The organism is Bacillus sp. FSL L8-0654 (assembly GCF_038629965.1).
GTDB classification, from domain to species: domain Bacteria; phylum Bacillota; class Bacilli; order Bacillales; family Bacillaceae; genus Bacillus; species Bacillus safensis.
Window position 1 is genome coordinate 2,695,700 of sequence record NZ_CP152026.1, and the last position, 12,269, is coordinate 2,707,968.

General features: G+C 41.7%; 13 protein-coding genes. 5 read left to right on the forward strand and 8 right to left on the reverse strand.

The features are described 5' to 3' along the window. Position 1: 1 nt before the first annotated feature. On the forward strand, positions 2–1,534 hold the full coding sequence (locus tag MHH65_RS13855; RefSeq protein ID WP_034279475.1) for a BCCT family transporter: 1,533 nt from the start codon (positions 2–4) through the stop codon (positions 1,532–1,534). A 130-nt stretch (positions 1,535–1,664) separates the two neighbouring features. Next, a complete protein-coding gene (locus MHH65_RS13860; protein WP_242025934.1) occupies positions 1,665–1,772 on the forward strand; it encodes a CbrC family protein in 108 nt (35 codons plus the stop codon). A gap of 44 nt (positions 1,773–1,816) precedes the next feature. Here MHH65_RS13860 and MHH65_RS13865 read toward each other — a convergent pair whose 3' ends face one another. The 7 genes from MHH65_RS13865 to MHH65_RS13895 all read right to left on the reverse strand — a co-directional run bounded on the left by MHH65_RS13865 (position 1,817) and on the right by MHH65_RS13895 (position 7,098). Further along, a complete protein-coding gene (locus MHH65_RS13865; protein WP_024424881.1) occupies positions 1,817–1,999 on the reverse strand; it encodes a sporulation protein Cse60 in 183 nt (60 codons plus the stop codon). Positions 2,000–2,099: 100 nt separating this feature from the next. Further along, positions 2,100–2,411: a rhodanese-like domain-containing protein gene (locus tag MHH65_RS13870; RefSeq protein ID WP_061109496.1), complete on the reverse strand. Its 312-nt coding sequence runs from the start codon at positions 2,409–2,411 to the stop codon at positions 2,100–2,102. A 54-nt stretch (positions 2,412–2,465) separates the two neighbouring features. Continuing rightward, entirely contained in the window at positions 2,466–3,149 is a 684-nt protein-coding gene (locus tag MHH65_RS13875; RefSeq protein ID WP_061109497.1) for a YesL family protein, read from the reverse strand. Between the two features lie 24 nt (positions 3,150–3,173). Next, a complete protein-coding gene (locus MHH65_RS13880) occupies positions 3,174–4,463 on the reverse strand; it encodes a Gfo/Idh/MocA family oxidoreductase (protein ID WP_268414238.1) in 1,290 nt (429 codons plus the stop codon). A gap of 17 nt (positions 4,464–4,480) precedes the next feature. After that, a complete protein-coding gene (locus MHH65_RS13885; RefSeq protein WP_024426200.1) occupies positions 4,481–5,005 on the reverse strand; it encodes a hypothetical protein in 525 nt (174 codons plus the stop codon). Then, positions 5,002–6,114 (reverse strand): glycoside hydrolase family 105 protein, encoded by a 1,113-nt coding sequence (locus tag MHH65_RS13890; protein WP_268414239.1) that lies wholly within the window; start codon positions 6,112–6,114, stop codon positions 5,002–5,004. The genes MHH65_RS13885 and MHH65_RS13890 overlap by 4 nt, the downstream gene beginning before the upstream one ends. 18 nt (positions 6,115–6,132) lie before the next feature. Continuing rightward, positions 6,133–7,098: a sugar ABC transporter permease gene (locus MHH65_RS13895; RefSeq protein ID WP_024424886.1), complete on the reverse strand. Its 966-nt coding sequence runs from the start codon at positions 7,096–7,098 to the stop codon at positions 6,133–6,135. Positions 7,099–7,329: 231 nt separating this feature from the next. Between MHH65_RS13895 and MHH65_RS13900 the strand changes: the two genes are divergently transcribed. Further along, the gene (locus MHH65_RS13900) at positions 7,330–9,630 is read left to right on the forward strand and encodes a helix-turn-helix domain-containing protein (protein WP_034280716.1); all 2,301 of its coding nucleotides are present in this window, start codon (positions 7,330–7,332) and stop codon (positions 9,628–9,630) included. 38 nt (positions 9,631–9,668) lie between these two features. Here the strand turns inward: MHH65_RS13900 and MHH65_RS13905 are convergent, their stop codons facing one another. Then, on the reverse strand, positions 9,669–10,040 hold the full coding sequence (locus tag MHH65_RS13905; protein WP_003217763.1) for a winged helix-turn-helix transcriptional regulator: 372 nt from the start codon (positions 10,038–10,040) through the stop codon (positions 9,669–9,671). A 155-nt stretch (positions 10,041–10,195) separates the two neighbouring features. On the opposite strand from MHH65_RS13905, the gene MHH65_RS13910 reads away from it, so the two are divergent. Continuing rightward, positions 10,196–11,383 carry an MFS transporter gene (locus tag MHH65_RS13910; protein WP_046312130.1) on the forward strand — a complete coding sequence of 396 codons (1,188 nt, stop codon included), beginning with the start codon at positions 10,196–10,198 and terminating at the stop codon, positions 11,381–11,383. A gap of 10 nt (positions 11,384–11,393) precedes the next feature. Further along, entirely contained in the window at positions 11,394–12,236 is an 843-nt protein-coding gene (locus MHH65_RS13915) for an aldo/keto reductase (RefSeq protein WP_034279459.1), read from the forward strand. Positions 12,237–12,269: the final 33 nt, after the last annotated feature.

Consider the following 12,269-nt stretch of genomic DNA (forward strand, 5'->3'; position numbering starts at 1 on the left):
TGTGAAAAACGTATCAAGTGTATTTTGGATTGTGATTGCGATCACATTTGTTGCCGTGATGTGGGGAGCGTTTTCTCCAGACACATTGCAAAATGTCACAGATCAAATTCAAACATACATTACAAATGACTTTGGCTGGTATTACTTGTTAGTGGTATCACTGCTTGTCGGCTTTTGTCTATTCTTTATCTTTAGCCCAATCGGTAAGATTACGCTAGGAAAACCCGGGGAAGAGCCTGAATTTGGTTTATTTTCTTGGTTTGCTATGCTATTTAGTGCCGGTATGGGAATTGGTCTTGTTTTTTACGGAGCAGCTGAACCGATCAGCCACTATGCTATTCAGTCACCAACAGGGGAGACTGAAACTGCGCAGGCCTTCCGCGATTCCCTTCGCTATACTTTTTTCCACTGGGGGCTTCATGCATGGGCTATTTATGCCATTGTTGCACTTTGCATTGCTTACTTTAAATTTAGAAAAGATGCACCTGGTTTAATCAGTGCAACACTCCAGCCCGTTTTAGGAAATAAAATTCACGGATGGATCGGTAAAACCATCGATTGTATTGCGGTATTTGCAACTGTGGTTGGTGTTGCAACAAGCCTAGGATTAGGTGCGGCACAAATAAATGGTGGATTGAATTATCTTTTTCATATTCCAATTGCCTTTAGCACACAATTGATCATTATTATCATTGTGACGGTGCTTTTCCTTGCATCTGCTTTAAGCGGGATTGGAAAAGGCATTAAATACTTAAGTAATATCAATATGGTATTAGCAGCTGTTCTGATGTTTTTCTTACTTTTGGTAGGTCCAACTGTTTTTATCTTAAATTCATTTACTGACTCGATTGGACAATACTTATCAAATATCGTTCAAATGAGCTTCCGTCTATCTCCAAATGATCCTGAAAAGAGAGAATGGATTAATGGATGGACAATCTTTTATTGGGCATGGTGGATTTCTTGGGCTCCATTTGTCGGGATCTTTATCGCTAGAGTGTCACGCGGGCGAACAATTCGCGAATTTTTAGTGGGTGTCTTAGTCGCACCTTCCATCCTAGTCTTCCTATGGTTCTCGATTTTCGGTGTATCTGCAATGGACTTACAGCAAAAGAATATTGTCGATGTTGCAGGTCTTTCAACTGAAACGATGCTCTTCGGTGTACTGAATGAATATCCGCTGGCGATGATTACATCGATACTGGCACTCATTTTAATCGCCGTATTCTTTATTACATCGGCTGATTCAGCTACATTTGTGCTTGGAATGCAGACAACCTACGGATCATTGAACCCTTCTGGCAGTGTCAAAGTCAGCTGGGGCATTATCCAATCGGCTGTTGCTGCTGTGCTTTTATTTTCAGGGGGACTTGAAGCCCTGCAAAATACAGCCAAGCTCGCAGCCTTGCCGTTCTCCGTTGTCATCATATTGATGATTGTCTCGCTGTATAAATCACTAAATGATGAACGAAGAATCATCAAACAAACCAATCAAGTCAATAAACCAAGAAGTCCAAGAGTAAAAAAAGCATAATCGCAAGCGAGAAAAAGCCGTTCCTTATCCGAACGGCTTTTTTCTATATATACAATTTAAGATTGTCGCGAGCTTGAGGCTTCCTTTAAAATAGTGATGAATCATCACTTTCTACATAATGGAGGTTTATATGACGTTACCTACGTTCAAGTACAACCCAGATCCAGTTTCGTTAAACGTGATCAAAAAAGAGCATACAACATGTCCTGTTTGTGAGAAAGAAAGAGACGCCAGCTAACCAAAGAAAAAGGACCCTTCAAGCAGGTCCTTTTTTGAAGCCGTCTATTTTTTATATAAAATGAGTGCAGAAAAACAGTAGAGCTGTTCCCCTCCCTGCTCACAGATCACCGCTACATTGTACTTGATGTCAATGATTTGGTCGTCATCCATTCCTTTTAAAAAATGATTGATTTCACTCTGCAAATCTTTCTCATGCTCTTCATCAAATACAGCTACCTTTAGCACCTATGCCACTCTCCCTTCTCTCGCTACTCTATCTTTATGCAAATAGAAAGAGGCATATGAACAAAAAAACCTTTCATCGTTAAGATGAAAGGCCTTCTATTTACAGCTTCGGTTTTGTTTCTCCTGTCCAAGCAAGCATCCCGCCAACGACATTTGTCGCTTGGTAGCCTTGATCTTCTAGGTAATAGCAGACATTTTCACTACGTTTACCAGAACGGCAAATAATATAATATTCCTGCGTTTGATTGAATGCATCCAGCTTCTCAGGGATATCGCCCATTCGAATGTGGATGGCTTCCGGGATCATCCCTTCTGCTACCTCTTCATCCTCACGTACATCGATAAGCTGAATGGCGTCTTCCTGCTCCAGCTTTTGTTTTAATTCTTCTATTGAAATTTCTTTCACTGACACGACTCTCATCTCTCCTTTTCATTACGGTGACACCATTATAGCAAATGATTCACTTCACTGCGTATTCACCCGCTTTGATTGAAGGAAAGACGGCAGCCGCTTCTTTACTTCGGCTGTCTCGTACTCAATTTCAAACTCTACCTTTTTAAAGACTTGATAGGCCAGCCACATATGACCATAGGCGATTATGCTCACACTAAAAAACGGCACGATTCCCGGTAAATAAGCAAACAGAACAAACAGCACAGCCGAGAAAACAAGCATAGAGAGTGTATATTGCAAATATGAGATACCAAGCAGAAGAGAGAATTTCAGATAGAGACGTTTTTTCCAATCGTAATGCGCAAGCAGCGGAAAAATATAAAATAAGCTCACAATAAACAGAAAACCGAAAATATATATAGCAAAGCGAAGCACATGTAAGAGCCAGCTCGCCGGATAGATATAAGCAAGGTCGACATAAATAATCGTTCCAATGATGCATAGCACCACTCCAATGATGTTAGAGCGTATAAACTCCTCCCTGAATACCTTCCAAAAAGTGCGGAATACATTGACCTGCTCATGCCCTTGAATCCACTTTCTCATCACGGAAAATAACGCAGTGGTCGCAGGCATCAAGCCAAATACGCCAAGCCCCAGGATGGTGAACAAAAGCCATAACAAATTCGTATAGGCGAGCCTCATCACCCACTCACACATCCTCAGCATTCTGCTCATTGAACCATCATGATCCATCTCTTTCCCCTCCTCTCTTTCTCTTTACACCGTCTCTTTATGAAACAATTCATCGATTTCAATTGGGCGCTTTTCTGCGACAGAGCGCCACATGCCTTCCCCAAGAGCAATCGAATAAGCACCAGCCTCTGCTCCTGCTAAGATGTCATAGTGAATCAAGGGATCTTTTCCTATAAATAAATCAGCCAAAAGCAGAGGATCTCCTCCGCCATGTCCGCCTGGCTGCTTTACGACTTCAATCGTCTCCTTTGATCCAAACATCGGGTAATAAGAAATTGTTTGTTCTGGAAATTGAAATGGAATTCTTGATGGCACATGAAACTCATTTGTTTCAATACGCCCCTTCGTCCCATTAATAGCCAGACGATAGCCTTCATATGGGGCTGAGAATTGAATCGAATAACTAAGCAGAGCCCCTTGATCATAAGCGACTGACGCCACATATGTATCCTCAATATCAATTTCCTGATCAAAAATGCACGCATCCGGGCGATAGTTTGAGTACTGCTGCGTTTGCTCCTGACCGGATTCAATATGGTCGTCCTCCACCTTCGAGCGCTCAACCCGCGGATTCCACCTTGCTTCATAGTGACATATATCCTTCACATGACATGTTCCGCAAAATCTATTTTCCTCCCCCTGCAAGGGATTCCAAGGGCTTTTGCTGCCGTAATAGTTCAGCGCCCCGTAGGCAAATACTTGCTTCGGCTTTTGATCAATCCACCAGTTGACCAGATCAAAATGATGTGTCGACTTATGAATGGACAGTCCGCCAGAAAATTGACGTGTACGGTTCCACCTTTTGAAATAACTAGCACCATGATACGTATCAATAAGCCAGCTCAGTTCAACAGAAGTGACCCTTCCAATTTTCCCGTCTAGAATCAGTTCTTTTACCTTTCGATGGAAAGGATTGTAGCGATAATTAAAGGTGACCGTGACCTTCCCTTTACTTTCCGCCTCTTTTTCCATCACTTTTTTGGCGTCTTTTGCTGTTGTCACCATCGGCTTTTCGGTGATGACATCTAGATCATGGTCAAGTGCCTGCATGATATATGTGACATGTGTGTCATCCCTGCCTGCCACAATGACGATATCTGGTTTTGTTTCTTTGACCATCTGATCAAATGCATCTTCATGAAAAAACGAAACGCCCCGGAGTGACGGAAAACGCTCCTGACAAAGTATATACCGCTGATGATCTATATCGAGGAGCCCTGTAATCCGATAATGCTCATTGAAATCCTCTGTGAGTGGTTTAATAAACATATTGAACGCACGATGGCTCAGCCCGCAAATCACGACCCGTTTCACATTCCCCACCCCATTTTCTATTGGTTTTCACGAAGCTGTTTCATAAGAGACAGCGCCTCTTCCGACTTATCAGCATACACGGGAATGAAGGCGACCATATCTCGGTGTAATTGAAAGGTATAGCCGTTGAGTTTTTTCTTTCCTTTATTAATTTGAACCGCATAATCGACCGTTTTCCCTGTCTTTTTGTCCTCGACCGTATATGGTCCTGCTGCTTGATCGCCTATTTTCATCTCTTCCAGCAGCTGAAAGCTTTCAGGATCATCATACGTTCTAAACATTTCTTCTGGAACAAGCATCACGTCCCCCTCTTTTGAGGTAATTTCAACAAGAAGCTTTTCAGGAATCGCCGGAAAGATGTGGACGCTATAAGTCTCTTGTTCCGGCTGAAAAGCCTTCTCCACTAGTTGATCCTTCATTCCCTTTGACATATCAGAAAAAATCAGGACATCGATCCCGTTTGTTTTCCCCTGACAGGCAGATAAACAAATGGCAGCGATAAAACTGATGAGCCATACAGCGGCTCTTTTTCGCCTCCTCATGCCTTTTGAAAAACAGACAGCTTTTCTAGCTCAGTTAACGCCATAATAAAAGCGCCTGCCCCGTGCAAGTCATTTGTGCTCCGCTCTCTTCCAACGTAGTAATCATAAAATCCCGCAGATGTTCCGATACAAATATCATTGATGGTAAAATCACCATTTTCTTTCTCAGCCGTCTTATGCTGAATCAAGCCTTGATATGCTCTGACCACATGATCAATATAACTGAGACCTACATACCCTTCATTCATGGCCTTTGCCATGGCGTACATGAATAAACACGACCCTGAGCTTTCAAGCCAATTGTCACTGTGATTTCCTTTATCAATGATTTGATGCCAGAGACCTGTCTTTTGATCCTGGTACTTTGCCACACTTTCCAGCATGTCTGTCAGCGTTTCCTTCCACACCTTCCGCCTTTCATGATGCTTGGGCAGATCCTCGATCATATCTGCTAATGCAAGGACATACCAGCCAAACGATCTTGCCCAAAATTCTGGGGAACAGCCGGTCTTTTGATCAGCCCATGGCATCGTTTTCCGTTCATCCCACGCGTGATAATACAGACCTGTTTGTTCATCTTTCGTATGCTTTCTCATGAGATGCTCTTGATGGATGACCATATCCACTAGTGACTCTTCACCTTTAAGCTGAGCATATTTTAAGGCAAAAGGACCGCCCATGTAGAGACCATCGAGCCACATTTGATAAGCATAATTGTCTTTATGCCAAAATCCGCCCTCAGACGTGCGGTTTAGCGTACGATAAAGTCCGCGCAGCTTCTCCGCCGCCAGCACATACCGCTTCTCTTTCGTTCGTTCATAAAGAGGGAATAAAATGAGTCCTGCTTGAATGGCATCAAGCTCATCCCTGCGAAATAATAAATTTCCGTACTCATCAATGAGTGAGTCCGCATAGTTTTTCACATAATCGAAATACGCCTCGTTCCCAGTTGCCTCATATAGCTTCATGACGCCGCAAAGGAAAACCCCTTGATGATAATGCCATCTTCCAGCTGGAGGCAGCTCAATCGGTGTATACGCTCTCATAATGGTTTGTGCTAATTTCTCTGCATGCTCAAGCGGTGATCCCTTTTCAATCGATAAAGTCATTCTTCCTCATCTCCCTTTTTAATAAATACCTTCTTCCCCGAATTTCTTCGCTAAACGGTTTGCCAGCATGACCAAAATAAGTCCAACGGCTGCTTTAAATAAACCAACAGCGGTACTATAGCTGAATTGTCCTTGCTTAAGACCTGCTGTATAAACGTACGTATCAAAAATCTCTGCTACTTCCCGGTTCGTTGCGTTCAGTAATAGATAGACATGCTCAAAGCCAAGCTCAAGCGTATCACCGATTTTTAAAATAAGCAGAACCACAATAACACTTTTAATGGCAGGGAGTGTGATGTGCCACATTTGTCTCAGTCTCCCGGCCCCATCCATTTTTGCTGCTTCATATAGCTGCGGATCTACCGCTGTAATCGCCGCAAGGTAAATGATTGTTGACCATCCTGCTTCCCGCCAGATGACCTGTAAAATGTACATCGGTCTAAACCATTCCTGACTAAGAAGGAAGTTAATCTTTTCTCCTCCAAAGAAAGCAATCAATTCATTCATTAACCCGCCATCTACTGTTAACAAAACAAAAGATAAGGACACGACAATCACCCATGACATGAAGTGAGGGATATAAATCATCGTCTGTACAAATTTCTTAAACAATGCCAATCTCACTTCATTTAAAAGAAGGGCTAATAAGATCGGAATTGGAAAGAAAATCACGACATTCATGGCAAATAAAATCAGTGTATTTTTTAATAAGATGAAAAATGTTGGTTCTGTAAACAATCGAATAAAGTGTTTGAATCCAACCCATTCACTGCCAAGAATGCCGAGAAACGGCTGGTAATCTTGAAAGGCAATGATGAGCCCCCACATTGGCACATATTTAAAAACAATAAAATAAATGAGCCCCGGCAAAATCATTAAATACAAAAACTTTTGACTAAGCAATTGATTAAGTAAGCGCTTTCTTTTTTCGCTTTTCAAAGCTGCCGCAGGCACACCCTTGGCAGTGACATCCTCTGTTTTCATTGATAAAGCCTCCCCTCATGCTAATGCATGTGTTAACTGTATCTTAAGGATGAAAAATCCGTCTACAATCATATCAACAGATCATATTTTCATAGGTGATGCTACTCAAAACGTTACATAAAACATAAGAAAATGATCCTAATCTCAGAAAATGATTATTGACAAACCTACCAGATTTTTGGATTAATAAATTAAGGGGAAAAGATTGTTTTGTTTGAAATGGGGGGTTTTATGAAAAGAAGGCAGTACAAATTTTATTACAAGCTAGTGACGTTTTTTTTCATACTTAGTACGATTCCTGTTATCATTGTCGGCATTTTTTCTTATCAGCATTCACAAAAAACAGCACTTGAAAATATCTCAAATGAAAAGCTCGACAGCGTTAAACAAACGCAATCCAATATTGAGCATATTTTAAAAACTGTTGATCATTCTCTCACTCACTATGTCAGTTCGCCGCCTCTCCTTCAAACACTGGCAGAACCTTTAAATCCAGACCAATTCCAGCTTTATAATCAAGTACAGCAGGAACTGAACTACCTGCAAACCTTTGACACCGATCTTTCCAATATTACACTCGTCAGTAAAATGGAAGACTGGTACATGAACAATTCGGGGCTTTATCATGTCACAAGCGAAGACCAAGAAAAAGCGCTGACCTCTTACCTCAATATACCAAGTCACTCAAGCTGGGCACTTGAAGAGAATAATCCACTTGTTGCGACAAAAGAAGGAAAAGCATCCTTTTGTAAGTACAATGTGAATTTAATCAAACAACTGCCTATGAACAGCGTTCAAAAAAAGGGAATCGCTGTCGCCAGCATTCCAAGCTGCGTCATTGCTGATAACATGCCTGACTTCTCTCAATCGGATAGTATGTTTGTGATCGATACAAACGGAAAAGTGCTGCTACATAATCGCAAAGAACAAATTGGTGAATCGCTGAAACATCAGGATTTCGTCAAGCATGTGCTCTCACTTGAAAAACGATCAGGGCAATTTGATATGAAGATCGACGAACTCAACTATCAAATCACATTTCAAAAATCAGATTATAATGAATGGACGTACCTATCCTTCGTTTCTATTCCAGAGCTTAAACAGCAAACGAAATCAATTGGGTGGATTACCTTTATTATCTGCACCATTTTGTTAGCGCTTTCATTACTATTTTCATGGTTTGGTTCCAGACACTTTTATAAACCAATCCGCTTATTATACGAGTCATTTGCACGTAATGAATCATTTTTGCAAAAACAGCCTTTTCAAAATGAATTTGAGTTGATTGAATCGAGTATTAAACAAATGAAGGATCAAAACAATGATTTAGAGGAACGGATTGAGCAGCAAGTGACACACTTACAGCAATACTTTATGGTACGGCTGCTGCTTGGAAAGCTGACAGATGAAGAAGTTAACAACCGGTTCCAAAGCTTAGGCTTTCCTCAGGGCTGGTCTCATTTGTCTATGCTTGTGACCCAAATCGATACGTTAAAAGGAACACCTTATGAAAAAAAAGATGCTGACTTGCTTTTATTTGCGATCAATGGACTGATCGAGCAGATTATTCCGCAAGAGGAGCACCTTCAGCCAACCGTTGTCAATCAGCATCAAACAACGATTATCCTCAACCACTCAAAGTCAGATGAAGAGTTTACTGAATATTTAAATCAATTAGCAGAAAGCATACAGCAGCGTATTGAAGAAGAGCTCGGTTTATCGATCAGCATTGGGATCAGCCGCCAGTTTAAGGAACTCACGATGGCAAAACATGCTTACATTGAAGGAAAAGAAGCCTTAAAATACAGACTCAAAGCAGAGAAAAAGTCCATTATCTTATATGAGCATATCCAGCAAGGAAAGACGTTCAAAACCCATTTTCCAAAGCAGCTGCAGCATGATTTATTTGATGCGATGAAAGCTGGCGATCAAGGCAAAGCGGATCACTATTTACATGTGCTCCTGCAATCCATTTTTTCTAAAAATGCAGGACCGCACGAATACCATATCGCCCTCGCTCGTTTCTTAAACAATTTAATTGAGCTGATGCATTTGCTGGGCATTGAATTATTTGAGGTTGAAGATAACAAAATGCTCTATGATACGATTTTTGAATTTAAAACCTTTGAAGATACGGAAGCATGGCTGAAACATGAAATCATTCGGCCAATTATTGACCAGCTTGCTGCACGTGAAGACTCACAATACAAAAACATCTCAGAAAAAATCATTCATATCATTCATCAAGAATTCGACTCAGATCTCACATTGGATGAAATCGCCACACGCCTGCATTACAATCCCAATTATTTAAGCAGCATTTTCAGAAAGGAAATGGATATCTCCTTTAGTGAATATCTCTCTTCCTACAGACACCATGTCGCTAAAAACTGGCTTGTAGAAACCGATATGTCCGTCAAAGAAATTTCGGAAAAACTGAAATATAAAAACCCGCAAAATTTCATCCGATCCTTTAAAAAGCTGGAAGGTACAACTCCTGGGAAATACCGCGACCAGAAAAAAGGCATGTAAGACAAAGAGTCCCGCTCTCACAAGAAAGCGGGACTCTTTTATTTAAACTGTTCATTTAAGATGCTGTCTTCCAGCACGGAAAGCGGCTCTCCATACACACGTTCAATATGAGCTGCTCCCCAATCGCATAGCGCATTGAGAATTCTTTCGAGCGACTGTCCGTATTCACTTAATTCATATTCCACTTTAGGCGGCACCTGTTCATAGACGATCCGGTTAATGACCCCATCACTTTCAAGCTCTCTCAGCTGCTGCGTGAGCATTTTTTGTGTGATGTTTGGCATGAGCCGCTTCAATTCGCTCGTCCGTTTTTTCCCGTGTGTCAAATGACATAAAATCACACACTTCCACTTTCCGCCTATGACCTCAAGCGTTGCTTCTACAGAGATATTATATTTTTTCTTTTCCATCGAATGTTCACTCCTCTTTGTACGAACAGGCACTTTTTAGTACCTATATTACAAAAAAGTACGTACTTTTTTTTTCGTCATCTATGTTAGATAATAACTCTTGCCGATCGGCTTCGTCTATCAAAATGTCATCACAGAAGGATGTGAACTTACTTATGAAGAAAAAGCAAAACCATTTTGCTCTTCTCGCACTAGCGATTAGTGCTTTTGCTATAGGAACAACTGAGTTCATTAGTGTCGGTCTTTTGCCAATGATCTCAGAGGACTTTGGAGTGAGCGTCAGTCAGGCAGGCTGGACTGTCTCTTTATATGCACTTGGTGTGACATTTGGCGCGCCTATATTGACTTCCCTTACTTCCACGATGAAAAGAAAGACATTGCTTTTGCTCATTATGCTCGTCTTTTTGATTGGTAATACACTTGCCACCATTGCCCCGACTTTTTCAGTGCTGTTAATCGGCCGGGTGATTTCAGCCTTGTCCCATGGAATCTTCATGTCCATCGGCTCTACGATTGCTGCAAGCCTTGTCGTTAAAGAAAAACGGGCAAGCGCCATTGCCTTTATGTTCACTGGTTTAACAGTAGCGACTGTGACAGGTGTGCCATTCGGGACATTTCTTGGTCATGAGCTCGGCTGGCGGACATCATTTGGTGTGATTGTGATCATTGGTCTGATCGCACTGATATCCAACTATTTTCTTGTGCCGTCTCAATTAAAGCAGGGGGTGAAAACATCTTTTAAAGATCAAGCTGTCCTATTAAAAACAAAAAGAATTTTGCTTTTATTCGTCATTACAGCCACAGGGTATGGAGGAACCTTTGTCGTCTTCACGTATTTATCTCCTCTCTTGCAGCATGTGACAGGTCTTGCGCCTGGGGCTGTGGCCTTAATCCTGCTTTTATACGGAATCACGATCGCAGCCGGAAATGTCATTGGCGGAAAAGCTGCTAATGAACAGCCAATGAAAGCACTGATCTATATGTTTATCATCCAAAGCATTATCTTGTTTATCCTTAGCTTCACTGCTGGATTCACAGTGTTAGGCATTGGAACCGTCATTCTGATGGGACTGTTTGCTTTCATGAATGTACCTGGGCTGCAAGTAGCCGTCGTTGACTTTGCAGAAAGATACACACCCGGAGCGGTCGACGTCGCATCTGCTATGAATATCGCTGCCTTTAATGCCGGTATTGCCATCGGCTCATTTTTAGGAGGCATCGTGACAGATACACTTGGTCTTGTGCATACAGGCTGGGTCGGCGGCATCATGGTCCTCATCGCAGCCATTCTTACGATGATCAGTTATCAAATGGAACAAAAAGAACAAACACAAACCATTTAAAGGAGTTTTTATGATGGAACATTTACAAAGTACAAAAACATTAAACAATGGGGTCCTCATGCCAGGCTTTGGCCTTGGTGTATTCAAGGTGGAAGATGGAGCAGAATTAGTTGATGCTGTCAAAACAGCCATTCAATTAGGCTATCGCAGTATTGATACAGCGGCTATTTATGGAAATGAAGAAGGTGTTGGACGAGGCATACAGCTTGGTTTAGCAGAAACAGGACTGCGCCGCGAGGATATCTTTGTCACATCAAAAGTGTGGAATGCCGATTTAGGATATGAATCTACCCTAAATGCATACGAAGAAAGCTTAAAAAAGCTTCAGCTTGACTACCTTGATCTGTATTTAATCCATTGGCCGGTTGAAGGAAAATACAAAGAAGCTTGGCGTGCACTGGAAACCTTGTATCGTGAAGGAAAGGTCAGAGCCATCGGAGTGAGCAACTTCCAGCCGCATCACCTAGACGAACTATTAAAAGATGCAGACATCAAACCAGCGATCAACCAAGTAGAATTTCATCCAAAACTAACGCAGGAAACACTCTCTACGTATTTGAACTCTCATGGCATTCAAATGGAAGCTTGGTCACCGCTGATGCAGGGTGAACTGCTGCATCACCCGCTGATCACAGAGCTCGCAGACACATACGGTAAAACACCTGCTCAAATTATTTTGCGCTGGGATGTACAAAAAGGTGTCATCACCATCCCAAAATCAACGAAAGCACATCGTTTAAAGGAAAACGCTGATATATTTGATTTTGTCTTATCTGATGAAGATATGAAACGTCTTTCTGACTTAAATGAAAACAAACGTATAGGTCCAGATCCAGATAACTTCGACTTTTAATGAAAACACCCCCGCTTTTTTGCTTTGCGGGGG

Bases quoted from the DNA above. Each gene is read 5' to 3' on its own strand.
- MHH65_RS13900 (WP_034280716.1), top strand. From the start codon at position 7,330: ATGAAAAGAAGGCAGTACAAATTTTATTACAAGCTAGTGACGTTTTTT.
- MHH65_RS13885 (WP_024426200.1), bottom strand. From the start codon at position 5,005: ATGAGGAGGCGAAAAAGAGCCGCTGTATGGCTCATCAGTTTTATCGCT.
- MHH65_RS13890 (WP_268414239.1), bottom strand. From the start codon at position 6,114: ATGACTTTATCGATTGAAAAGGGATCACCGCTTGAGCATGCAGAGAAA.
- MHH65_RS13915 (WP_034279459.1), top strand. From the start codon at position 11,394: ATGATGGAACATTTACAAAGTACAAAAACATTAAACAATGGGGTCCTC.
- MHH65_RS13910 (WP_046312130.1), top strand. From the start codon at position 10,196: ATGAAGAAAAAGCAAAACCATTTTGCTCTTCTCGCACTAGCGATTAGT.
- MHH65_RS13905 (WP_003217763.1), bottom strand. From the start codon at position 10,040: ATGGAAAAGAAAAAATATAATATCTCTGTAGAAGCAACGCTTGAGGTC.
- MHH65_RS13860 (WP_242025934.1), top strand. From the start codon at position 1,665: ATGACGTTACCTACGTTCAAGTACAACCCAGATCCAGTTTCGTTAAAC.
- MHH65_RS13895 (WP_024424886.1), bottom strand. From the start codon at position 7,098: ATGAAAACAGAGGATGTCACTGCCAAGGGTGTGCCTGCGGCAGCTTTG.
- MHH65_RS13875 (WP_061109497.1), bottom strand. From the start codon at position 3,149: ATGGATCATGATGGTTCAATGAGCAGAATGCTGAGGATGTGTGAGTGG.